This window comes from Dermabacter sp. HFH0086 (genome assembly GCF_000413375.1).
GTDB lineage: Bacteria > Actinomycetota > Actinomycetes > Actinomycetales > Dermabacteraceae > Dermabacter > Dermabacter hominis.
On the sequence record NZ_KE340308.1, the window covers coordinates 1288306 to 1311016 of the forward strand.

Annotated in this window: 20 protein-coding genes; 11 read left to right on the forward strand and 9 right to left on the reverse strand. The window is 64.3% G+C overall.

Going from position 1 to position 22711, the window contains the following annotated elements; translation table 11 throughout:
* Positions 1-56: 56 nt before the first annotated feature.
* Positions 57-2351 carry a phosphoribosylformylglycinamidine synthase subunit PurL gene (gene purL, locus HMPREF1484_RS05605; RefSeq protein WP_016664057.1) on the reverse strand — a complete coding sequence of 765 codons (2295 nt, stop codon included), beginning with the start codon at positions 2349-2351 and terminating at the stop codon, positions 57-59.
* A gap of 88 nt (positions 2352-2439) precedes the next feature.
* Here purL and HMPREF1484_RS10945 point away from each other — a divergent pair, with 88 nt between their 5' ends.
* The 4 genes from HMPREF1484_RS10945 to HMPREF1484_RS05625 all read left to right on the forward strand — a co-directional run bounded on the left by HMPREF1484_RS10945 (position 2440) and on the right by HMPREF1484_RS05625 (position 6367).
* A complete protein-coding gene (locus tag HMPREF1484_RS10945; RefSeq protein WP_016664058.1) occupies positions 2440-3375 on the forward strand; it encodes a MaoC/PaaZ C-terminal domain-containing protein in 936 nt (311 codons plus the stop codon).
* 130 nt (positions 3376-3505) lie between these two features.
* Complete coding sequence (locus HMPREF1484_RS05615; RefSeq protein WP_016664059.1) at positions 3506-3793, forward strand: FmdB family zinc ribbon protein; 288 nt, start codon at positions 3506-3508, stop codon at positions 3791-3793.
* A gap of 36 nt (positions 3794-3829) precedes the next feature.
* Positions 3830-5086: a formamidase gene (gene fmdA / locus HMPREF1484_RS05620; protein ID WP_016664060.1), complete on the forward strand. Its 1257-nt coding sequence runs from the start codon at positions 3830-3832 to the stop codon at positions 5084-5086.
* Between the two features lie 105 nt (positions 5087-5191).
* Positions 5192-6367 (forward strand): class I SAM-dependent methyltransferase, encoded by a 1176-nt coding sequence (locus HMPREF1484_RS05625; protein ID WP_016664061.1) that lies wholly within the window; start codon positions 5192-5194, stop codon positions 6365-6367.
* 17 nt (positions 6368-6384) lie between these two features.
* Here HMPREF1484_RS05625 and purQ read toward each other — a convergent pair whose 3' ends face one another.
* Entirely contained in the window at positions 6385-7113 is a 729-nt protein-coding gene (gene purQ / locus HMPREF1484_RS05630) for a phosphoribosylformylglycinamidine synthase subunit PurQ (protein WP_016664062.1), read from the reverse strand.
* Entirely contained in the window at positions 7113-7370 is a 258-nt protein-coding gene (gene purS / locus HMPREF1484_RS05635; RefSeq protein WP_016664063.1) for a phosphoribosylformylglycinamidine synthase subunit PurS, read from the reverse strand. Before purS ends, purQ begins: the two co-directional genes overlap by 1 nt.
* A gap of 117 nt (positions 7371-7487) precedes the next feature.
* Between purS and HMPREF1484_RS05640 the strand changes: the two genes are divergently transcribed.
* A complete protein-coding gene (locus HMPREF1484_RS05640) occupies positions 7488-8237 on the forward strand; it encodes an MBL fold metallo-hydrolase (protein ID WP_016664064.1) in 750 nt (249 codons plus the stop codon).
* A gap of 21 nt (positions 8238-8258) precedes the next feature.
* Here HMPREF1484_RS05640 and pflA read toward each other — a convergent pair whose 3' ends face one another.
* From pflA to purD, 5 genes are all read right to left on the reverse strand, one after another.
* Entirely contained in the window at positions 8259-9125 is an 867-nt protein-coding gene (gene pflA, locus HMPREF1484_RS05645; protein WP_016664065.1) for a pyruvate formate-lyase-activating protein, read from the reverse strand.
* A 155-nt stretch (positions 9126-9280) separates the two neighbouring features.
* Positions 9281-9532 carry an autonomous glycyl radical cofactor GrcA2 gene (gene grcA2, locus HMPREF1484_RS05650; protein ID WP_016664066.1) on the reverse strand — a complete coding sequence of 84 codons (252 nt, stop codon included), beginning with the start codon at positions 9530-9532 and terminating at the stop codon, positions 9281-9283.
* A gap of 99 nt (positions 9533-9631) precedes the next feature.
* The gene (locus HMPREF1484_RS05655; protein WP_016664067.1) at positions 9632-11749 is read right to left on the reverse strand and encodes a pyruvate formate lyase family protein; all 2118 of its coding nucleotides are present in this window, start codon (positions 11747-11749) and stop codon (positions 9632-9634) included.
* Between the two features lie 159 nt (positions 11750-11908).
* Positions 11909-12823: a phosphoribosylaminoimidazolesuccinocarboxamide synthase gene (locus tag HMPREF1484_RS05660; RefSeq protein WP_016664068.1), complete on the reverse strand. Its 915-nt coding sequence runs from the start codon at positions 12821-12823 to the stop codon at positions 11909-11911.
* The gene (gene purD, locus HMPREF1484_RS05665) at positions 12820-14124 is read right to left on the reverse strand and encodes a phosphoribosylamine--glycine ligase (RefSeq protein ID WP_016664069.1); all 1305 of its coding nucleotides are present in this window, start codon (positions 14122-14124) and stop codon (positions 12820-12822) included. The genes HMPREF1484_RS05660 and purD overlap by 4 nt, the downstream gene beginning before the upstream one ends.
* A gap of 35 nt (positions 14125-14159) precedes the next feature.
* Here purD and truA point away from each other — a divergent pair, with 35 nt between their 5' ends.
* From truA to glmM, 5 genes are all read left to right on the forward strand, one after another.
* A complete protein-coding gene (gene truA, locus HMPREF1484_RS05670) occupies positions 14160-15065 on the forward strand; it encodes a tRNA pseudouridine(38-40) synthase TruA (protein ID WP_016664070.1) in 906 nt (301 codons plus the stop codon).
* Between the two features lie 351 nt (positions 15066-15416).
* Positions 15417-15860 carry a 50S ribosomal protein L13 gene (gene rplM, locus HMPREF1484_RS05675; protein WP_016664071.1) on the forward strand — a complete coding sequence of 148 codons (444 nt, stop codon included), beginning with the start codon at positions 15417-15419 and terminating at the stop codon, positions 15858-15860.
* Between the two features lie 44 nt (positions 15861-15904).
* Entirely contained in the window at positions 15905-16396 is a 492-nt protein-coding gene (rpsI, locus tag HMPREF1484_RS05680; RefSeq protein WP_016664072.1) for a 30S ribosomal protein S9, read from the forward strand.
* Positions 16397-16483: 87 nt separating this feature from the next.
* Positions 16484-18076, forward strand: coding sequence for an aspartate:alanine exchanger family transporter (locus HMPREF1484_RS05685; protein WP_016664073.1), 1593 nt, complete (start codon positions 16484-16486; stop codon positions 18074-18076).
* A gap of 67 nt (positions 18077-18143) precedes the next feature.
* On the forward strand, positions 18144-19517 hold the full coding sequence (gene glmM / locus HMPREF1484_RS05690; RefSeq protein WP_016664074.1) for a phosphoglucosamine mutase: 1374 nt from the start codon (positions 18144-18146) through the stop codon (positions 19515-19517).
* Positions 19518-19761: 244 nt separating this feature from the next.
* Here the strand turns inward: glmM and coaA are convergent, their stop codons facing one another.
* Positions 19762-20769: a type I pantothenate kinase gene (coaA, locus tag HMPREF1484_RS05695; protein WP_016664075.1), complete on the reverse strand. Its 1008-nt coding sequence runs from the start codon at positions 20767-20769 to the stop codon at positions 19762-19764.
* A gap of 71 nt (positions 20770-20840) precedes the next feature.
* Here coaA and glmS point away from each other — a divergent pair, with 71 nt between their 5' ends.
* Positions 20841-22709, forward strand: coding sequence for a glutamine--fructose-6-phosphate transaminase (isomerizing) (glmS, locus tag HMPREF1484_RS05700; protein WP_016664076.1), 1869 nt, complete (start codon positions 20841-20843; stop codon positions 22707-22709).
* The last annotated feature ends 2 nt before the right edge of the window (positions 22710-22711 follow it).

Below are 22711 nucleotides of genomic sequence, written 5' to 3' on the forward strand. Positions count from 1 at the left end.
TACCATAGCGCACGCGGGCCTTCGCTGGGAAGGCCCGCGTGCGTCATCTGACCGGGTTAAGCGAGATGCTCGGGGAGCGTTTGGGCGCGGCGCTCGCGAAGCTCCGCGAGGGGGAACGTTCCGACGCCAGCCAGCTCCAGGCCGTCGCCACCACTTGTGCCGATGCGAGCCGCGGGGACCGACGCACTGCGTGCGAGTTCCTCGAGGGCAGGAGCATCGTCAGGGCGCACCGCGACGATGGCCCGCGCGTGCGACTCGGAGACGAGGGCTGTGAACGCGTCGATGCCGTCACGGTCGATCACGGTCGTGAGGTCGATCGATGCGCCCGTGTCGAATCGAGTGGTGGATTCGACGAGTGACTGGAAGAGGCCGCCTTCGCTGAGGTCGTGGCTTGCGCGTGCGATTCCCTGGTCGGCCGCACCGATGAGTACGGTAGCGAGGGCTTTTTCGTGTGCAAGCGACACGCGCGGGGGTGTGCCGCCGAGGTGAGCGTGGGTGGCGTCGGCCCACGCGGAGCCCGAAAGCTCCTCGCGAGTTTCACCGAGAAGGTAGATGGCAAGCCCTTCTTCGTGCCATCCGGAGGGCACCCGCGTCGCGACGTTGTCAAACACGCCGAGGACGCCGACGACGGGGGTCGGGTGGATTGCCGAGTTGAGGCGGCCGGGCTCGCCCGTGGAGTTGTACAGGGAGACGTTGCCGCCGGTCACGGGAACTTCGAGCTCCTGGCAGGCGTCGGCGAGCCCCGTGATTGCTTCGACGAACTGCCACATGCGGTCCGGGTCTTCGGGCGAGCCGAAGTTGAGGCAATCGGTCACGGCGAGAGGGCGTGCGCCTGCCGTGGCGACGTTGCGGTAGGCCTCCGCGAGCGCGGCGCGTGCGCCTTCTTTCGGGTTCAGCATCGCGAAGCGGCCGTTGCCGTCGGTGGCGATGGCGATGCCGCGGCCCGTTTTTTCGTCGATGCGGAGCACACCTGCGTCGTCGGGCATCGCGAGCGCGGTGTTGCCGCCGACGTAGCGGTCGTATTGGTCGGTGACCCACGCGGTGCTCGCGAGGTTCGGGGAGGTCGTGAGTGCCCACAGCTGCGTGACGAGTTCGTCGGTGCTTGCAGGGCGGGGGAGGCCTTCGGCGTGGTCGGCCTCGAGGGCGTCCTGCCATGCCGGGCGCGCGTAGGGGCGGTCATAGGTGGGGCCCTCGTGCGCGACGGTCGTGGGATCGACGTCGACGATGCGCTTGCCGTAGTGGTCGATCGTGAGCCGTCCCTCGCCCGTGACTTCGCCGATGACGGCGGCTTCAACACCCCACTTGTCGGTGATGGCGAGGAATTCCTCGAGGTTGTCGGGGGAGACGACGGCCATCATGCGCTCTTGCGATTCGCTCATGAGGATCTCGCCCGCGGTCAGCGTCGGGTCGCGAAGGAGCACGTTTTCGAGGTCGATGTGCATGCCGGAGCCGCCGTTGGACGCGAGTTCGCTCGTTGCGCACGAGATGCCGGCGGCGCCGAGGTCCTGGATGCCTTCGACGGTGCCTTTCGCGAAGAGCTCAAGGCAGCACTCGATGAGCAGCTTCTCCATGAACGGGTCGCCGACCTGGACGCTCGGGCGTTTCGCCGGGCCCTCGTCCTCGAAGGTTTCGGAGGCGAGGATCGACGCGCCGCCGATTCCGTCGCCACCTGTGCGTGCACCGAACAGCACGACCTTGTTGCCGGCGCCTGTCGCGGAGGCCAGGTGGATGTCCTCGTGGCGAAGCACGCCCACGGCGAGGGCGTTGACGAGGGGATTGGTTTGGTAGGCGGGGTCGAACACGGTTTCACCACCGATGTTGGGCAAACCGAGGCAGTTGCCGTATCCGCCGATACCGGCGACGACGCCGGTGGCGACTCGTGCAGTATCCGGGTGGTCGATCGCGCCGAATCGGAGCTGATCCATGACGGCGACGGGGCGGGCCCCCATCGAGATGATGTCGCGGACGATGCCGCCAACGCCGGTCGCAGCCCCCTGGTAAGGCTCGACGTAGCTCGGGTGGTTGTGCGATTCGACCTTGAACGTCACGGCCCAGCCGTCGCCGATATCAACGACGCCAGCGTTCTCGCCGATACCCACGAGGAGGTTTTCCTTCATCGCGGGGGTCTGTTTCTGGCCGAACTGTTTGAGGTGGATCTTGGAGGACTTGTACGAGCAGTGCTCAGACCACATAACGGAGTACATGGCGAGCTCGGCGTTCGTGGGGCGGCGGCCGAGGAGCTCGCGGATCTTCGCGTACTCCTCTTCCTTGAGGCCCAGATCGGCCCACGGCTGCTGTTCGTTCGGGGTTTCACGCGCCCGCTCGATCGTGTCTGGCTCGTGCGTGTTCATGCTCGCGGCTGTCCTCCGTGTCGGTTGTTCTCAGCACCTCGTATTTTACGACGTCGCGCACGGTAACGCGGAATGACAGAGTAGAGACATGTCGCCTTCCACGAAGACTCTTGCGCGTGTGCCGAACGCTGCCGCCGCGTGGGCAGCGATTCTCACCCGCGCGCCCGTCGCGCGCGCCGAGGACGTTCCCGATCGCCGCTATAGCGTGCGCGGTGTTGCCATTGAGGAGCGGCGCGCCCTGCGCTATTCGCGCGTCGTTGCGCCTCATGGAAGGGACGCGTGGGCTGATGCGCATCTCGCCCATCCCGGTTTCTTGCATGCCCTCGCGCATCCGCTCGGGCTCGCGCTCATGGCGGCTCCGCGTTTTCCGCTTCCCGCGCTCGGGCTTGTGCACGTCAAGAATTCGCTCTTGTTGCACCGGCCAGTGTGCATAGGGGAGAGGATCGACATTGAGACACGTATTGGGGACCTCGCACGCTCTTCACGGGGGAGCGCGTGCGAAGTGGTCTCGGTGTTGTCGAGCGGGGGTGACATCGTCGCGACCGACGTCTCGACGTACCTGCTGCGTGGCTCCGGTAATTCTGCGATGCGTGCAAAGTCTCTCCAGACCGAGGCGGCTCCTTTCGCCTCGGCGGCGTCTCCGTCGCGATGGAAGCTCTCCGCGGGTGTGGGGCGCGAGTTCGCACGAGTGAGCGGCGATGTCCACCCGATTCACGTGAGCGCACTGAGCGCACGTGCGCTTGGTGCCCCTTCGCCGCTCGCCCACGGCATGTTCCTGGGATCGCGTGCGCTCAGCGAAGCCGGAGTAGGGGCGCACTCTCCGCTTTTGTGGGAACTCGAGTTCCCGTCGCTTCCGCCTTTGCCCGCAACGGTGTGGGTGCGGTACGGGCGAGAGGAGCCGAAGGAAGGAACGAAGGGCAGTTCGGTCGCGTTCTCAGGCTTCAGCCTGCGGGGTCCGACGCCTGCCGATCGCACGGCGCACCGTGCCTTTTCTGGCCGCGTAACGGTCCTTGGAGGCGCATGAGAGCCCCGCGTGGCCTCAGTAAACTCAAGAAGATTTCAGGAACCTCGATGCGGTGGGCGTTAGCGTGATTTAAGCAAAGACGAAGGTGGCGCGGGAATTGCGTCGCCGAAGGTGCGGACGAAGGAGTGCCATGCCCCTGTACGAGTTTCGGTGCGGTGAAGGTCACCTCAGCGAAGCACTGCTGCCGATGAGCAGCACGACTCGAGAACGCCAGTGCCCCGAGTGCGACACCACCGCGAGGCGCCTCGTGAGCGCTCCCGCTGTGCGGTCGCTCGATCCAGCACTGACAAACGCGATTGATTCAGCGAAGCGCAGCGCCTATGAGCCCCAGGTTCATTCTTCGCTTCCCTCTTCGCGAGGCGCCAAGCCAACCCCTGTATCGCACGATCCGCGCCATCGTGCACTTCCGCGTCCCTGACGCCCCGAGTAGGCAAGCAAAGGAGCACACAGAGCCATGCCTAAGAATCTTTTCCCGCTTGATTCCACGAAGTCGTTCAAAGATCAGGACATCGTTGGCCACAACCGTTGGCACCCGGACATTCCGGCGGCTGTCACGGTAAACCCCGGCGACACGTTCCGCATCGACTGCCGCGAGTGGTTCGACGGCGACATCAAGAACGATGACAGCGCCCAGGACATCCTCGAAGCCCCCGTGAGCAAGGTCCACGCACTTTCGGGCCCGTTCCACATTAAGGGTGCGAAGCCGGGCGACCTGTTGATCGTGGACATCCTCGACGTTGGCCCGATTCCGCAGGAAGATGAGGGCCCCCTCGCGGGTCAGGGCTGGGGCTACACCGGCATCTTCGCGAAGAACAATGGCGGCAGCTTCCTCGTGGATCAGTTCCCGGATGCCTACAAGGCTGTGTGGGACTTCAACGGCCAGACCGCGACCTCGCGCCACGTGCCTGGCGTGTCGTTTACGGGTCTCATCCATCCGGGCCTCATGGGCACGGCGCCCTCGCACGAGCTTCTTAAGAAGTGGAACGACCGCGAGGCCGCGCTGATCGCCACGGACCCGAACCGCCTGCCTCCGCTCGCGCTCCCGCCCGAACCGAAGGATGCAGTTCTTGGCACGCTCACCGGCGACGATTTCGATCGCGTCGCAGCCGAGGGTGCACGCACCGCTCCGCCGCGCGAAAACGGCGGTAACCAGGACATCAAGAACCTCTCGAAGGGCACGCGCGTGTTCTACCCCGTCTACGTGGATGGCGCGCACTTCTCGGTAGGCGACCTGCACTTCTCGCAGGGCGATGGCGAGATCACCTTCTGTGGCGGCATCGAGATGTCGGGCTTCATCGACGTGCACGTGGATGTCATCCCTGGCGGCATGGACAAGTACAACGTCAAGGAAAACGCGATCTTCATGCCCGGCAATGTCGAGCCGCGCTACAGCGAGTGGATTTCCTTCTCGGGTACGTCCGTGACGCTCGACGGCGAGCAGCGCTACCTCGATTCGCAGCTTGCCTACCAGCGCGCCTGCCTCCACGCGATCGACTACCTCACGACCTTCGGCTGGACGCCGGAGCAGATCTTCCTCCTGCTCGGTGCCGCGCCGATCGAGGGCCGCTTCTCGGGCGTCGTTGACATCCCGAACTCGTGCGCGACCGTGTACATCCCGACCGCCATCTTCGACATCGACGTGCGCCCCGGCGCAGGCGACGTGCCGAAGATCGATCCGGGCATCGGGGCGCCGCGCGCCGCGAACGCGTAAGGCAAAGAAGCGTTCATACCCGCGAACGCTCCTTGCACCTGAGGGGGCGCGCCAACCCAGTGGAGGTTGGCGCGCCCCCTCGTCACGTGCCGTAGGCTCGTGAGCATGACATTTCCCGACGCACGTACCGACGCCCTCGACCGCCTCATCATGCACGATGCGAGCGCGCACGTCGCACAGCCCGGTAGCGGCGATGGAGACATCCTCGTTCTCGATGACCGCTCCGGCGCACTGACTCAATGGGCACTCGCGCACGTGGGGCCGCATTCGCGGGTGTTCGTGCGCACGGTGTCGCGCGCTCATGCATCGACCGTGCAAGCGGCGGCGCACGAGGCCGCCGCGACGTCGGGTCGGGCGGATCGAAATCGAGTGCTCATCGCAGGTCTCGACGGAAGCGAGCTCGATCTCGAATCCTTCCTTGCCGCCCACGGATTCTCGGGGAGACTTGTGCTCGGGCACCTGCCAAAATCACTCGCCGCGCTAGAAGAGAACGCGCGGATGCTCGCGAGGCACGCGCGTCGAAGCGGCACAGACATGATCGTGGTGCTCGGTGGCGCCACGAAGCACATGACGCGCTCGATGAACGATGCGCTCGCGACCGGCTTCACCGAAGTCCGGGGTCTTCTGGGAAAGGGGAAATTTAGGTGCCTCGAGGCGTCCACGCCGCGCGAATCCGTGACGGTAATGCCCCCGCGCACGAAGCGGTGGGGCGGCGGGACGCTTACCGCCTTCGGCGGCGTGTTCTCGGGCGCTAAGCCTGACCGCGGGGGAGAGGCGCTCGCGAATGCAGCGGCCTCATGGCTCGCGGCCCGCCCACAGCATGCGGCGCCCGCCACGCGCGTCCTCGACCTTGGCTGCGGCAACGGCATGCTCTCGCTCGCGGTATGCGAGGCGGCTGCGCGAACGGCCTGTGCCCTCACGCTCGCCGCGACGGATATTGACCTCGATGCGGTTCGCTCGACGCGCGCCACGCTAGAGCCCTACCGGGCACAACCCGGCGCCACTCTCACTCTCACGTGGGATTCTGCCGCTGCCCAGCACCCCGAATCCTCGACCGACCTCGTGCTCCTCAACCCGCCGTTCCACGACGGCACGCGTATCGATGCGACGCTCGTCGAGCCGCTCATCGAGGCGGCGTACCGCATTCTCGAGCCGGGCGGAGAACTGCTCCTCGTGCATAACTCGCACCTGCGCTACCGGCCCCTCCTTAAGCGGCGATTTGCCGCCACCCGAGAGGTGAGCCGGGACCGCACGTTCACCGTGCTCAGCGCGAAAAAGTAAGGACGCTGGGGAGCTCCTTAGGCGAGGATCGACTTCATGACCGAGGTGAAAAAGCCGAGGCCATCCACGCCCGTGCGGGTACCTTCTCCCGGCATGTCCGGGCCGAAGCCTGCCTCGACGGCGTGCTCCGGGTGCGGCATAAGCCCCACGACGTTGCCGTACTTGTTCGTGATTCCGGCAATCCCGCGATAGGAGCCGTTCGGGTTGTCCTCGAAACCAGCGGGGCCGCCGACGGCGCCCTCGGCGTAACGGAACACCACGCGATTATCGGCCTCGAGCTCGTCGAGAGTCTTCTCATCAGCGACGTAGAGGCCGTCCTGATTCTTCAGAGGGATTCGGATGATCTGGCCCTCGGCGTATGCGGTTGTCCACGCCGTTCGCGTGTTCTCAACGCGAAGCGGCTGATCGCGGCACACGAACGTCCGGTGCGCATTCTTGATCATCGAACCGGGAAGCAGGTGCGTCTCGGTGAGGATCTGGAAGCCGTTGCAGATCCCGAGCACGGGCATGCCGCCCTTGGCCGCATCGACCACGCGTTCCATGATCGGCGCGAAACGGGAAATAGCGCCCGCCCGCAGATAATCCCCGTAGCTGAAGCCGCCCGGAAGGATCACCGCATCGACGTCACGCAGGTCGTCGTCCGCGTGCCACAGCGCAACCGGCTCACCGCCGGCGATCGTGACGGCGCGAAGTGCGTCGCGATCGTCGAGGGTCCCGGGAAAGGTCACCACACCGATTGCGGGCATCAGGCCTGCTCCTCCTCGACGCGCACCGACACGACATCTTCGATAACGGGGTTCGAGAGCAGCTCGGTTGCCGCCTCGCGCACGCGCTCGAGCACGTCGTCGGTCACGTCGCCCTCAACCTCGAGCTCAAAACGCTTGCCTTGACGGACCGAGGTGATGTTCTCGAAATCGAGTCGTCCAAGAGCGCCGAGAACGGCCTTTCCCTGTGGGTCAAGAATCTCGGGTTTCGGCATTACGTCGACGATGAGGCGGGGCATGTCATCTCCAGAAAACAGTAGGCACGAAAGTGTCGTCGAAAACTGCGCGCGTCGCGCACACGATGATTCTACCGGCCAGTGCGGCCTGTCCTCATCTTTTGCCCCTACTGTGGCGGCATGGACATTACACACTTTGGCCATTCCGCTCTGCTCGTTTCGTACCGCGGCGGCACCGGAGCGCGCGCGGGGGAGGGAGGGGCGGGAGAGTCCGACACCACCCGGCTCCTCATCGACCCCGGCAATTTGAGCGAGCCTTCGCTCACGCACCTTACCGATCTTGACGCGATTGCGATCAGCCACCAGCATCCCGATCACGCGCACCCGCCATTCCTTGCGGAGCTTTTCGCGCACAACCCCGAGGCAGCAATCCTTCTCGAGCCTCAAACCGCGCAGGCTCTAAGCGACAACCCCGAGACCTCACGCTTTCGGGAGCGCTTCACGCCTCTCGCGCCAGGTCAGCGAGCGAGCGTCGGGCCCTTCCCCGTCACCGTCACCGCAGCCGGGGGAGCCCACGCGACCATCCACCCGTCTATCCCGCCCGTGGGAAACGTGGCGCTTATCGTCGAAGCGGCCGGCGAGAAAACACTTGTGCACACCGGTGACTCGCTCGCCCCGCACCCCGAAATCGTCGGGGCTGACGTTCTGTCGTTTCCCCTCGTCGCGCCGTGGTCGAAAATGCACGAAACGATCGATTTCCTCAGAATTGTGAAACCTGCCGTGGCGATCCCCGTGCACGATCGCGTGGCCTCTGCCGAGGGGCGAGCGATCTATCTGAAACAGTCGCGCGCCTTCGCTCCCAAGGAATGCGAAGTGCGAGATTGGCCCGTGGGTACCGAACCCGGGCAGGGTCGTACCCTCAGTTTTTAGCGGCGCAGCGGCGCGGCGGAATTAATGAACCTCGAAGCCTCCGCGCGCGCGGAACTGCTCACGCACGCGCTCGACGAGTTCCTTCTCCGGCGGCCGGGTATCGCGCAGCTTGTAGTCGAGGCCGAGTGAATCCCATTTGTCGGTGCCCATCTGGTGGAAGGGCAGCACCTCGATACGACTCACGTTCGAGCGCCACCGCTCAACGATGTCGGCGACTTTCTCGACGTTGTCATAGTCGTCGGTGAGTCCAGGAACGAGCACGAAACGCGCCCACACCTCGATCCCCTTCGCGTTCAAGCGATCGCCAAAATCGATCGTCGGCTGCAGGTCGCGGCCAGTCGTGCGCTTATACACGTCGGGATCGCCGCTCTTAACGTCGAGAAGCACGAGATCGACCGACTCAAGCAGGTCGTCTGAGGCATTGCGGCCGAGAAAACCCGACGTATCGATCGCGGTGTGGACACCCATGTCCTTGGCAGCCTCGAGGATTCGCTTGGCAAAGGCGGGCTGCTGGAGAACCTCGCCGCCCGAGAGCGTAATGCCGCCGCCCGAGGCCTTGAAAATGCGGCGATAGCGGCGGATCTTCCCAATGATCTCGTCAGCGGTCACGTCCTGACCGTTCTTCGCCTCGAACGTGTCGGGGTTGTGGCAGTACAGGCAGCGAAGCGGGCAGCCACTGAAGAAGATCGTGAGGCGAGTGCCGGGGCCGTCGACTGCCGTCACAAGTTCCCACGAGTGAATCGAGGCGAGTTCGCCTTCGCGTACCGCCTGGAGTCGATCAGGGCGCTCCAGGTGCGTTTCCTCGAGCCCCTCAATGCCGGCGCCCTGGCGCCTCTTGTGAAGCGGAAGGTCAACCTGGCTGATGCTCTTGGCCTCGGACTCGGTCATGAAACGCCTCTCGTGAAAATCGTGGTGGGCACACGTGCCGCCGATCGGGGGCATGCGCCCTAAAGAGTTGGGCCCGGAAACCGGAGCTTCCAGGCCCAACAGGTGAACGCTTCGATGCGTCAATTATTGCGCATCATGCGTGTAAAGGGGATGTCTCAGGCGCCCTGGTGGAAGGTGCGGTTGAGAACGTCGAGCTGCTGCTCGCGCGTGAGCTTCACGAAGTTCACGGCGTAGCCCGACACGCGAACCGTGAGGTTCGGGTACTTCTCCGGGTTCTCCATCGCGTCGACAAGGGTCTCCTTGTTGAGCACGTTGATGTTCGCGTGGTAGAGGCCCGACTCCATGTTGTTTGCTGCGCGGTTGGTCTTCATGGACTCAAGGCGCTCGTCGAAAGTCTTGACTGCCATTATTCTCTCCTCAATCAGAGTGATGGAAATGTGGGGGTGAAAACCGGCCGAGCCCGAGGGGCTCGCGCCCGACCGATTCACATTTAGGGGTTCAGACGATCAGTCTTCGTCGTCCATGATGAAGCCGGAGTCGAGAATGCCGACCAGGTTCTTGACCTGCTCGTCCTTCGTGCGACCGAGGCCCTGCGGGGTGATCGTGTTGGTCAGCGAGATGCCGTCCAGCGCGTCGTTGTAGTCGAGCTTGCCAACGGAAAGCATCGAGGCCACCATGCCGTGGCTATCCATGCCGTTTTCCGGGTTAGCGCCCGGGGCGAAGGGCGTGCCCTTCTCGTGGCCCGAGGGGAACGAGCCGGTCGCCTTGCCGTACACGACGTTCGACGTAATCGTGAGCACCGACTGGGTCGGGATCGCGTCACGGTACATCGGGATTGCCTTGATCTTCGACATGATCGTGTGCACAACGGTCGCGGCGATGTCGTCGGCGCGATCGTCGTCGTTACCGTAGATCGGGAAGTCACCCTCGGTGCGGTAGTCGACAACGAGGCCGGACTCGTCGCGGATCGGGTACACCTTGGCGTACTTGATCGCGGAGAGCGAGTCCGCGACGATCGAGAGGCCAGCGATGCCGCAGCCCATCGTGCGCGTGATATCCGAATCGTGAAGCGCCATCTCGATCGCCTCGTAGGCGTACTTGTCGTGGCAGTAGTGAATGATGTTGAGCGCTTCAACGTAGGTGCCGATCACCCAGTCAAGCATCTCTTCGTACTTCTGCCAGACCTCGTCGAAGTCGAGCGGGCCCTCGCCCTCGATGGGGGCGAACAGACCTTCTTCGGTGACCTGCTTGCCGCTCATTTCGTCGCGGCCGCCGTTGATCGCGTAAAGCAGCGCCTTCGCGGAGTTCACGCGCGCACCGAAGAACTGCATCTGCTTGCCGACCTTCATCGGGGACACACAGCACGCAATTGCTGCGTCGTCGCCCCAGCGATTACGGATCTGCTCATCGGACTCGTACTGCACGGAGCTCGTCTCGATCGAGATGGCCGAGCAGAAGTCCTTGTAGCCCTGCGGGAGCTTCGGATCCCAGAAGATCGTAATGTTCGGCTCGGGCGCCGGACCGAGATTACGAAGGGTCTGGAGGAGGCGGAAGGAGGTCTTCGTGACGAGCGAACGGCCGTCCTCACCAAGGCCGGCATCCGACCAGGTGGCCCAGTACGGGTCGCCCGAGAAGATCTGGTCATAGTCGATCGTGCGGAGGAAGCGCACGATACGGAGCTTGATCACGAGGGCATCGATGATCTCCTGCGCGTCTGTCTCCGTGATGCGGCCCTCCTGCAGGTCGCGCTCGATGTACGCGTCGAGGAACGGCGAGAGACGGCCGATCGACATGGCGGCGCCGTCCTGGCTCTTGACCGAGGCGAGGTAGGCCATGTAGACCCACTGCACGGCTTCCTGAGCGGTAGCGGCGGGACGACGAAGGTCAAGGCCGTAGGAGTCGCCGAGGATGACGAGCTTGTTGAGAGCCTTGATCTGCTCGGCATGCTCTTCGCGGAAGCGTGCCCAGTGCTCGCTGAACGGCTGATCCGAAACCGCGTCTTTCGCGGCCTTCTTCTCGGCGATCAGGAAGTCCGCGCCGTAGAGCGCGAGGCGACGGTAGTCGCCAATAATGCGGCCGCGACCGTAGGCATCGGGAAGACCGGTGATGATGTGGGAGCTACGTGCTGCGCGGATGCGCGGGGTGTAGATGTCGAACACGCCATCGTTGTGGGTCTTGCGGTACCTGGTGAAGATCTTCTTGATCTCCGGATCCGGTTCCTTACCGGCTTCCTTGATCGCGGTCTCCACCATGCGCCAGCCACCGAAGGGCATCATCGCGCGCTTGAGGGGAACGTCGGTCTGAAGGCCGACGATGACGTCGTCATCTTCGCTGATGTAGCCAGCGGGGAAGGCGTCGATGTCGGCGGGGGTCTTCGTATCCACGTCGTAGACGCGGCGGCGGCGCTCCTCCGAGAGGTACTTCTTCTCGAGGGTGTCCCACACGCGAAGAGTCTTGTCGGTCGCACCCGCGAGGAACTCGGCATCGCCCTCGTACGGGGTGTAGTTGAGCTGGATGAACTCGCGAACGTTGATGTTCTCGTTCCAGTCGCCGGTCTTAAAACCGCGCCACGGGTCGAGCTGTTCGCCCTGGGCTCCGGCGTTCTTTTCTTCCACAGCAGTCATGTGAGCCTTCCTTCCATGGCGGGGGCTAAGCCGCATGCTCGTGAGGTGTGCTGGTAGTTCCACCGTAGGAGTGAGGCCTATATGTGTAGGGGACTTTGAGCCCGCTCCGTGGCGGCGGTCACATGGTATCGCCGAGGTCTGGAAGGCAGGTGGGGAGGGCTAGAATTTCTCGCCCGAAAGGCGCTCGTAGGCCTCGATATATTTCTCGCGAGTCGCCTCGACGATGCTTGCGGGGAGTACAGGCGGTGCGACCTGGGTGTTCTTGTTCCAGCCACTCTCGTTCGTGAGCCAATCGCGCACAAACTGCTTGTCGAAACTGGCCTGCGCGCGCCCGGGTTCGTACTGGTCAGCGGCCCAAAATCGCGAGGAATCCGGAGTGAGAACTTCGTCACCCAGCACGATGTTATCGGTGTGTCGCGAGTGGCCGAACTCGAGCTTTGTATCAGCAAGAATGATGCCCCGCTCTCGCGCAAAATGCTCCGCTGCTCGATAGACGGAGACAGTGCGCTCCTCGAGCTCGTCGACGAGGTCCTTCCCAAGCCTCGCGCGAGCCTCGTGAACGGTGATGTTCTCGTCATGCTCTCCCTGCTCGGCCTTCGTCGAGGGGGTAAAGAGCGGGGACGGGAGGCGGGAGCCGTCGACGAGGCCCTCGGGAAGGACGTGACCGCCCACCGCGCCGTCGCGCAGGTAGTCCGCGAGCCCCGAGCCGGTCAGGTAGCCGCGCACGACGCATTCGAGCGGGACCATGTCGAGAGCCTCGCAGTGCAGGGCGCGCCCCCGAACCGCATCGGGAACGTCGACGGCGCTCTTCACATGATTGTCCGTGACGCCCTTGAGATGGTCGAACCACAAAAGCGACATCGCCGTCAGAATTCGTCCTTTATCGGGGATTCCCGGGGTGAGCGAGTAATCGAATGCGCTGATTCGATCGGTCGCGACGACGAGCACCTCGTGCGCCTCGGCAAGCGTGCTCCCGTGGGGAACGTACAGCTCGCGCACCTTTCCACTCAAGACGTGGTCCCAGCCCTCGAGAGCGGGGGCCTCGGTCAGCGCGCCATTCACATTCGTGTTCACAGCTGGGTCACCCTTTCGATAGCGCCGAGAGCTGCCCGCTCGGCGATGTCGGTTCGGTAGTGGGAGCCTTCGAGCAAGACCCGTGCGATGGCCGACTGTGCGCGAACGCGTGCACCCTCGAGCGTGTTCTCGCGCGCCACGACGCTGAGAACACGGCCGCCACTCGAGCGCAAGGTGCCGTCGGAATCTCGCTCGGTGCCAGCGTGGATCACCGTGCAGCCTTCCTCTCCTACCTCGTCAAGACCCGTGATCTCTCGCCCGGTCTGGGCGGCGAGTGGATAACCCTCGCTCGCGAGCACGACGGCGACCACGCTCTCGTCGCGCCACGCGAGGTCAGGTACGCTCGCGAGATCCCCGGTCGCGGCGGCCTGCAGGAGCTCACCGAGGTCGCTCCCGAGGCGCTCGAGGACCACGAGGGTCTCAGGGTCGCCGAAGCGAACGTTGAACTCGATGACCTTGAGTCCCTCGCTGGTGGCCGCGAGGCCGCAGAAAAGGAGACCTGTGAACGGAGTGCCGCGCTCACGCATGGCGCGTATGACGGGTTCGGCGATCGACTCGACGGTCGCGTTCATCGCGGCGTTTTCGTCGAGCCACGGCAGCGGTGAATAGGCACCCATGCCGCCCGTATTCGGGCCCTCATCTCCCTTAAACGCGCGCTTGAAGTCCTGGGCTGGAACGAGCGGAACGGCCCTCTCGCCGTCGCACACGCAGAACACCGAAAGCTCGGGCCCGTCGAGATACTCCTCGAGAACGACGCGCGAGCCGTGTGCTCCGCTTGCGAGGCAGTCGCGGGCGTGTGCTAGTGCCTCCTCGCGCGAGGACGTAACGACGACGCCCTTGCCGGCAGCGAGGCCGTCGGCCTTGACGACGTAGGGGGTGCTCCCTCCCGGGTTCATGTCGTCGAGTGCTGCTTCGAGCAACGCCGGATCCGCCACCGTCATCGAGCGTGCGGTCGCCACCCCCGCTTCGCTCATGATGCGCTTCGCGAAGTCCTTCGAGCCTTCGAGCTCCGCCGCAGCCTTCGAGGGGCCGAACACGGTGAGGCCAGCCTCGCGCATATCGTCGGCAAGACCCGCAACGAGCGGCGCCTCGGGGCCAATGACGACGAGTTCGATGCCGAGCTCGAGCGCAAGCGCGGTGAGGGCCGCGCTATCACCGAGAGAAACGTCGTGGATGGCCGCGTGGGCCTCCATGCCCGGGTTGCCGGGGGCGGCGTGGAGATCGTGAGGGATGGAATCTTGGCTGAGGCGTCGCACGAGGGCGTGCTCGCGCGCGCCGGTGCCCACTACGAGAATTTTCACGCCTTAACCCTAGCGGTTCGGGCTAGGCTTCTGGGGTGAACACCGAGCCCACAGCCCCCAAGTCCTCGCTCGAGCCAGTGCCGCGGCTGCGAGTGCGCCTCGACCTCGCATACGACGGTACCGACTTTAAGGGGTGGGGAATTCAGCCGACGCTACGCACTGTCCAGGGGGAACTCGAAGCGGGGCTCGCAAAAATCGTGCGTGAGGACATTCGAGTCACGGTCGCCGGTCGCACCGACGCTGGTGTCCACGCGAGCGGCCAGGTCGTGCACGTCGACATTCCATACGAGCGGTGGCAGCGAATGCCGGGCAGGAGTGACCGCTCGTGCGAGGACTCAATCGTTCAGCGCCTCGCCGCAGTTTTGCCCCGCGACATCGCCGTTCGGCGCGCGAGCGTCGTCAGTGAAGATTTTGATGCCCGCTTCAGCGCGCTTGCGCGCACCTACCGCTATCGCATTTGTGACAAGCATGCGCGGCGCGACCCCCTGCGCCGCGACGTCGCCTTCCACAAGCGCTCGCTCGACGCAGAGGCGATGAACACTGCCGCGCGCGCACTCGTCGGCGAACACGACTTCCTGTCCTTCTGCAAACCCCGTGAAGATGCGACGACAATCCGCACGCTCCACGAGATCACGTGGGAGCGCCCCGAAACAGGCAAAGACGAGGGGCTCGTTGTCGCCACCGTCACCGCCGACGCGTTCTGCCATCACATGGTCCGTTCGATCGTCGGCGCGAGCGTCGCGGTCGGCGAGCACCGCCTCGACGCCGAGTGGATGGCTGCGCTCATCACAATTCCCAGGCGCGACGAAGCCGGCAGCGCCCCCATGTTCGCCCCCTCCGGCCTTACGCTCGAGCGGATCGACTACCCGGAAGAAGCCGAATGGGCGGCACGGGCTCGTCAAACGCGCGGCAAGCGCGGTGCGCCGTTTGAACGCCGTTAAAGTCCGACGGTTGCCCAATACCGGCGAAGCCTCGCCCGCCAAATGTGAGGGAAAACAAGAGGCGAGCAGCCGTCGGCCCGTTGCCCTCGCTGCGGATCCGCACTAGAGTAGAGGGCTGTTGTGCCATAGATGCGCGCTTTGCCGCTGCCGCTTTCTCACGTTCGGCGCGAAAGAGCTCCTCACACGCATCTGAGCCCCACGCCCGCCCCTAAACCCGGGCTGCCGGTTCAGCACGACATTTCTTGGTCATGCTTTAAACCAAAGGAAGCGTGTCCACGGTCCATTCGAACCGTGTTCTTGCGCGCCCACAAGGGGCGTCGCGAGGCACTTAAACGAGAGAAGAAGGCACGAGTGCGTACGTTCACCCCGAAGCACGACGACGTCGAGCGTTCCTGGTACGTCATTGACGCAACTGATGTCGTCCTCGGCCGGCTCGCTTCCCACGCCGCTCAGCTCCTGCGCGGCAAGCACAAGCCGGTCTTCGCACCCCACGTGGATGCGGGCGACTTCGTCATCATCATCAACGCTGAGAAGGTTGCCCTCACGGGCAAGAAGCTCGAGCAGAAGCTCGCATACCGCCACTCGGGTTACCCGGGCGGCCTGCGCGCGACTCGGTACGCCGAGCTGCTCGAGAAGAACCCCGAGCGCGCGATCGAGAAGGCTGTCAAGGGCATGCTCCCGAAGAACAAGCTTGCCACCCAGCAGCTCAAGAAGCTCAAGGTGTACGCGGGTCCCGAGCACCCGCACCAGGCTCAGAAGCCGGTCCCGTTCACCATCGACCAGGTGGCGCAGTAACGGGCCCCGCCCGGCTACGCCGATACGAGATCTGAGGAAATCAAGTGGCAGAAACCACCCCCGAAGTTGAGGAGTTCGAAGGCGACGCCTCGAACTACACCACCGAATCTACGAACGACGCGCCCGTCGGCAAGGGCTCGTCGATCTCCGCTCCCGGCTACGGCACCGGCCGCCGCAAGCAGGCTGTCGCCCGCGTGCGCCTCGTGCCCGGCACCGGCGAGTGGAAGGTCAATGGGCGCACCCTCGAGGAGTACTTCCCGAACAAGGTGCACCAGCAGGAAGTGAACGATCCGTTCAAGCTTCTCGACCTCCAGGGCCGCTTCGACGTAATCGCCCGCATCTCCGGCGGTGGCCCCTCGGGCCAGGCCGGTGCGCTGCGCCTCGGCGTGTCGCGTGCGCTCAACGAGATCGACACCGAAGCGAACCGCCCCGCGCTCAAGAAGGCGGGCTTCCTCACGCGCGATGCCCGCGTCATCGAGCGTAAGAAGGCCGGCCTCAAGAAGGCCCGTAAGGCTCCGCAGTTCTCGAAGCGCTGATCGCCAGCACTTTGCACTGCATCGAAGGCGTCACCTCACCGGTGGCGCCTTCGGTCGTTAACGGTGTGAAGGCCTAAGGTTGTAAACGTGGTCGTCCTCGAAATTCTCACCGAGCAGCCACTGCTAGCGCTGTTCCTCGTCATGGCGCTCGGCACGCTCCTCGGTCGCATGCGCTTTGGCCCCGTCCAGTTTGGTGCGGCGGGTGCCCTCTTCGTGGGCCTCATCGTCGGCGCGCTCGATCCGCGCCTCGGCGAAAGCTTTGGCGTGTATCAAACGTTCGGGCTTGCCCTCTTCGTTTACATGATCGGGCTCAGTGCCGGTAATGGTTTCTTCCGCGACATGCGAAAGCAATACCGGCTCATGCTAGCCGCCGTCGGACTCTTCGCCATCTATGCCGTGGGCGTCAGCATTCTCGGCTCCGCCGCTGGGCTCGGGAAAGAACTGACCGCGGGCACATTCACTGGCACGCTCACCTCGACTCCGGCCCTCGCAGCCGCGAGCAGGGCGACCGGCGGCTCGACGATCCCCGCCGTGGGTTACGCGATTGCATACCCGTTCGGCGTCATCATTCCCATGATTCTCGTGTCGATCATGATGTCGAGCACGTGGGTGCGCTCGAAGTTCGCGTCTCGAAGGGACCCCGGCCGCCCCCGCGGCTCCCAGATTCGAGACATGAGTGTGCGCGTGACCTCAACGATTGCCCTCATGGATGTGCCGGGTGTGCGCGAGGGGACGGTATCGGCGTCGTACCTGCTCAGGCGCGGCATGATGACGATCGTGCGGACCGACACCGTTTTGCACGAAGGCGATGAGGTTGTGCTTGTGGGCTTTCCAGAATCGCTCGATCAGGCACTCGAGACAATCGGCGAGCGCGCCGAACACCGGCTCCTCGATGACCGCAGCGCCGTGGACTACCGCCGCATCCTCGTCTCCAACCCAAGACTCGAAGGGCGACTCCTTCGCGAAACCCGGATCGCCTCGCGCTATGGCGCTATCGTGACCCGCCTGCGTCGTGGGGATGAAGACATGGTCGCGTCGCCGTGGACTCGCCTCGAACTCGGCGACCGTGTCCGCGTCGTTGCGCCACGCGAACAAATCGTTCGCATCACCGAATACCTTGGCGACAGCGAAAAGCGCATCAACAGCGTGGACTTTCTCGCGCTCGGCCTCGGGATTTCCTTCGGGCTGCTCCTGGGGCTCGTCAGCATCCCCATCGGCGGGGGCGCGTCGTTCGCGCTTGGCAGCGCCGCGGGACCGCTTGTCGTGGGCCTCATCCTCGGCCGGTGGGAGCACACGGGGCCCATCCTGTGGACTCTGCCAAGACCCGTGAATCTCACCATTCGCCAACTCGGTCTGTCGGTCTTTCTGGCGGCGGTAGGGGTGATCTCTGGGCCCTCGTTCGCGGAGAATGCCTTCACCCTCGACGGCCTCAAGGTTGCTCTTGTCGCGGCTGCCTCCCTCATGCTCATGCTTCCCCTCGTTCCCGTGGCGGGAGCGCTGCTCGGGGTGAGCCTCGAGCGCTCGGCGGGTGCCGTCGCGGCCTTCGTCGGTCAGTCGGTCGTTCTCGAGCACGCACTCAACCTCGGCCACGACGATGAACGCACCGCCTCCGGCTACGCCGCGGTCTACGCGCTCGGCATCGTGGTGCAGCTCCTACTCGTGCAATTCATGGTCACCTAAAGCGCCCCCGTTACACTCGAAGAGTTTTCGTGCACGCCTCGTGCACCCTAATGAAGGAAGACACCACATGGCACGTTTGTTTGGAACCGACGGCGTTCGCGGAGTGGCGAACAAAGACATCACCGCGGAGCTCGCGGTCGAACTTGCCGTCGCAGCAGCCCACGTCCTCGGGCAGTTCGGCGCATTCGAACCGAGTGAAAGCGGCGAGGGCCGGGCGAAGCCCCGCGCAATCGTCGCCCACGATCCGCGCCCCTCGGGCGACTTCATTTCCGCGGCGATCTGTGCAGGTCTCGCTTCCGCTGGCGTTGACGTGCTCGATGCAGGCGTACTGCCCACTCCGGGCCTCGCCTACCTCGTGAAAGAGTCCGAAGCCGATCTTGGCGTCATGATCTCCGCGAGCCACAACCCGCACCCCGATAACGGCATCAAATTCTTCGCGCGCGGCGGAGTGAAACTCCCCGACGAGGTCGAAGATGCGATCGAAGCGCGCCTTCACGAAGAGTGGTCGCGGCCGCTCGGCGCAGAGGTTGGCTCGATCACCCCCTACGACAACGTGATCGACAGCTACGTCGATCACCTTCTCTCGACCCTCGACGTTTCCCTTGACGGACTGAGCGTCGTCGTCGATTGCGCGAACGGCGCTTCCTTCGAGACCGGTCCCAGGGCCCTCGAGCGTGCAGGCGCACGAATCCACGTGCTCGGCGACCGAACCGACGGCCGCCAGATCAACGAGGACTGCGGCTCGACTCATCTCGAGCAGCTGCAAGGCGCCGTGGTCGAGCACAGCGCCGATATTGGCGTTGCCTTCGACGGCGACGCCGATCGCTGCCTCGCAGTTGATGCCGACGGCGCCGTCATCGACGGCGATCAGATCATGGCGATCCTTGCCCTCGCCCTCAAGGAAAAAGGCAAGCTCGCCGACGACACCCTCGTCGTGACCGTCATGAGCAACCTCGGCCTCAAGCTCGCCATGCGTGAGCACGGTATCCAGCTCGGGCAGACCTCCGTCGGTGACCGCTACGTCCTCGAAGAAATGACTCTCGGCGGCTACTCTCTCGGTGGCGAACAATCCGGCCACGTCATCCTCCTCGAGCACGCGTCGACGGGCGACGGCGAACTCACGGCCCTGCACCTTCTCCAGCGCATGAAGGAAACCGGCAAGAGCGCCCGCGAGCTCGCGAGCGTCATGACCCGCATGCCGCAGGCCCTCATCAACGTCAAGGGCGTCGACAAGAACCGCGCCCAGATCGACGCAGTCGTGACAAAGGCGGTCGAGGACGCCGAAGCCGAACTCGGTGATACCGGCCGCGTGCTTCTTCGCCCGTCGGGCACCGAGCCCGTCGTGCGCGTCATGGTCGAAGCGGCCGATGACTACCAAGCCCACAGCATCGCCGAGCGGCTCGCGGGCATCGTGCGTGATCGCCTGGCGCTCGAGGGCTGAGGGTTTTTATCTGAAGCGTTTCACTTTGTGAAAATTTGGGGTCCGACGGCGGTTGGGAAGTCGTCGGGCCCTGATTTTTTTCATAGAGAGAGACGGCCGGGGCAGCGGCCGGAGCTGAGCTGAGCAGCTGCCGGGGGCTGCAAGCGGGGCAGCGGCTGGAGCAGCGGCTGGGGCAGCGGCCGGGCAGTGCCGGGGAGGCGGCTGGGGCAGTTGCCGGAGCTGAGCTGAGCACCTGCCGGGGGTGCTAGATGCGGCGTAGCAACACCGAGTGGATCTGGTGATTCGAGCCCTTGCGGAGGATGAGATCAGCACGACCGCGTGTGGGCCGCACGTTTTCTTTGAGGTTCGGGCCGTTGATCGTGTCCCACACGTGACCAGCGCGTTCGATTGCCTCGCTGTCGCTCAGGTCGGCGTAGCTGCGGAAGTACGATTCGGGGTTCGAGAAGGCCGTTTGGCGCAGCGTGAGGAACCGGTCGATGTACCAGCGGCGGATGTCGTCCTCTTTCGCATCGACGTAAATGGAGAAGTCGAAGAAGTCGGAGACGGCGACGCCGAGGCGGCCATCGGCACGGGGGCGCGCCGGTTGGAGAACATTGAGACCTTCGACGATCAGCACGTCGGGGCGCTCCACGATGATGCGCTCGCCCGGAACTCGGTCGTAAGAGATGTGTGAATAAACCGGCGCTTCGACGCGATCCTTGCCGCTCTTGACGTCGGCGATGAAACGCAAAAGAGCGCGGCGGTCGTAGCTTTCAGGGAAACCCTTGCGTTCGAGAATGCCGCGGCGCTTGAGCTCGGCGGTCGGGTAGAGAAAACCATCGGTCGTGATGAGCTGAGCCCGGGGGGTCTCGGGCCAACGGGCCGTCAGCAGGCGCAAAAGCCGCGCGGTTGTGGACTTACCAACCGCGACTGACCCCGCAACGCCGATCACGAAGGGCGTGCGGCGGAAGTGCTCTTGGAGGAAGCTCTGGCGGAGATTACGCAGATGCTGGGCGGTCATGACCTGGAGGTTCAGGAGCCTCGAAATGGGACGGTAAATGTCGTTGACCTCGGCGTAATCGAGGGGGTCTCCCTGGCCGCGAATCTCCGTGACCTCCTCGGGGGTCATGGGTAGAGGGGTTTGGTCGCTTAACCGGGCCCAGTCCGCACGGCTGATCTCCGTGAACGGCGTGAGATGCGAGTCATCAATCGGTGTGCGTCCCCGGTGTGGGTCGCGCTCGAAAGGAACGGAGAGGTCTTGATGCTCGTGCATTCCTCAAGTTTATGGTGACGCGCACGTGTGAAGCAGCGTTTTTTCATGCGGCGAGGATTACTCTCTGTTTCATGTGTGGAATCGTAGGATACGTAGGGCCCGCCGGAGCGGGCACGTCATCGCGACCGAGTGAGGTCGTTCTTGGGGGACTGAGTCGCCTCGAATACCGCGGCTATGACTCGGCAGGGATCGCCCGCTGCGGCGAAACGGAAATTGAGCTCTTCAAGGCGTCCGGAAAAATTCAAAACCTTCGCGACAAGCTCGAGGGCCACGAATCCTCGAAAGCGCGAGCGGCCATCGGGCACACCCGCTGGGCGACTCACGGCGGTCCAAGCGACACGAACGCCCACCCCCACCTCGGTGGTAAAAACGGCGAGGTAGCGCTTGTCCACAACGGCATCATCGAAAACTTCGCCGCCCTCAAAAAGGAGCTTGCCGACGACGGCTACGCGTTCCTCTCGGACACCGACTCGGAGGTCGTCGCCCACCTGCTCGCGCGCGAATGTGAGACCGCCGAGAGCCTCACGGCGGCCATGCGTGCGTGCGTCGCGCACCTCGAAGGGGCCTTTACGCTGCTCGCAATCCACGAAGACAATCCGGACGTGATCGTCGCAGCTCGCCGCAACAGCCCGCTCGTTGTCGGCCTCGGCGAGGGGGAGAACTTCCTCGGCTCCGATGTCGCCGCGTTCGTCGACCACACGAAGCACGCCGTCGAGATCGGCCAAGACCAGATTGCCACCGTGAGTGCCGAACGCGTCGACGTGATCGAGTTCGACGGCACCCCCGTCCCCGAGCCGAAGCAGTACACGATTGAGTGGGACGCGGCCTCCGCTCAGAAATCCGGGTACCCCTCCTTCATGGCGAAGGAGATCCACGAGCAGGCGAAGGCTATCGCCGACACCCTCCTCGGGCGTCTCGACAATAACGAGATTGTTCTCGACGAAATGCGCATCGACCCCTCGCACTTGCGCTCGATCGACAAGATCATCGTGGTCGCGTGTGGAACCGCCGCCAATGCCGGTGAGGTCGTCAAGTACGCCATCGAACACTGGTGCCGAATCCCCGTCGAGGTCGAACTCGCTCACGAGTTCCGCTACCGCGATCCGATCGTCCACGAGCGCACGCTCGTGGTTGCTATCTCGCAATCGGGCGAGACGATGGACACCCTCATGGCGGTCCGTTACGCGAAGGAACAGGGCGCGAAGGTTGTCGCGATCTGTAACACGCGAGGCGCGACCATCCCGCGCGAATCCGACGCCGCCATTTACCTTCACGTTGGTCCCGAAATCGCGGTTGCCTCGACCAAGGCATACCTCGGGCAGATCGCGGCGTGCTACCTCCTCGGGCTGTTCCTCGCCCAGGTGCGCGGTAACCTCTACGGGGATGAGATTGAGGCGATCATGCGCGATCTCGAGGAAATCCCCGGCAAAATCCAAGAGGTGCTCGATCGCTCCGGTCAGGTCGAGAAGCTTGCGCGAGACATGGTGGACGCGACGAGCGTGCTGTTCCTCGGCCGTCACGTGGGTTTCCCAACCGCGCTCGAAGGCGCCCTTAAACTCAAGGAAATCGCCTATATTCACGCGGAGGGATTCGCCGCGGGCGAGCTCAAGCACGGGCCTATCGCGCTCGTCGAAGAGGGCCAGCCGGTGTTTATCGTCGTGCCGAGCCCCCGCGGGCGCGACTCCCTGCACGCGAAGGTCGTCTCGAATATTCAGGAGGTCCGCGCTCGCGGCGCCTTCACGCTCGTGATCGCAGAAGAAGGCGATACCGACGTTGAGCCGTACGCCGACGTCGTGATCCGATACCCCGAAACGCGCACCCTGTTTGCGCCGCTGCTCACGATCATCCCGCTGCAGATTTTCGCGTGCGAACTCGCGACCGCCAAGGGGCTCGACGTCGATCAGCCCCGAAACCTCGCGAAGTCGGTCACGGTCGAGTAACG

Excerpts from the sequence above, each read along its gene's own strand:
- purL (WP_016664057.1), bottom strand. The coding sequence starts at position 2,351 with ATGAACACGCACGAGCCAGACACGATCGAGCGGGCGCGTGAAACCCCG.
- HMPREF1484_RS05625 (WP_016664061.1), top strand. The coding sequence starts at position 5,192 with ATGACATTTCCCGACGCACGTACCGACGCCCTCGACCGCCTCATCATG.
- purQ (WP_016664062.1), bottom strand. The coding sequence starts at position 7,113 with ATGCCCGCAATCGGTGTGGTGACCTTTCCCGGGACCCTCGACGATCGC.
- coaA (WP_016664075.1), bottom strand. The coding sequence starts at position 20,769 with ATGCACGAGCATCAAGACCTCTCCGTTCCTTTCGAGCGCGACCCACAC.
- HMPREF1484_RS05615 (WP_016664059.1), top strand. The coding sequence starts at position 3,506 with ATGCCCCTGTACGAGTTTCGGTGCGGTGAAGGTCACCTCAGCGAAGCA.
- HMPREF1484_RS10945 (WP_016664058.1), top strand. The coding sequence starts at position 2,440 with ATGTCGCCTTCCACGAAGACTCTTGCGCGTGTGCCGAACGCTGCCGCC.
- fmdA (WP_016664060.1), top strand. The coding sequence starts at position 3,830 with ATGCCTAAGAATCTTTTCCCGCTTGATTCCACGAAGTCGTTCAAAGAT.
- HMPREF1484_RS05655 (WP_016664067.1), bottom strand. The coding sequence starts at position 11,749 with ATGACTGCTGTGGAAGAAAAGAACGCCGGAGCCCAGGGCGAACAGCTC.
- HMPREF1484_RS05640 (WP_016664064.1), top strand. The coding sequence starts at position 7,488 with ATGGACATTACACACTTTGGCCATTCCGCTCTGCTCGTTTCGTACCGC.
- pflA (WP_016664065.1), bottom strand. The coding sequence starts at position 9,125 with ATGACCGAGTCCGAGGCCAAGAGCATCAGCCAGGTTGACCTTCCGCTT.
- purS (WP_016664063.1), bottom strand. The coding sequence starts at position 7,370 with ATGCCCCGCCTCATCGTCGACGTAATGCCGAAACCCGAGATTCTTGAC.
- glmS (WP_016664076.1), top strand. The coding sequence starts at position 20,841 with ATGTGTGGAATCGTAGGATACGTAGGGCCCGCCGGAGCGGGCACGTCA.
- glmM (WP_016664074.1), top strand. The coding sequence starts at position 18,144 with ATGGCACGTTTGTTTGGAACCGACGGCGTTCGCGGAGTGGCGAACAAA.
- grcA2 (WP_016664066.1), bottom strand. The coding sequence starts at position 9,532 with ATGGCAGTCAAGACTTTCGACGAGCGCCTTGAGTCCATGAAGACCAAC.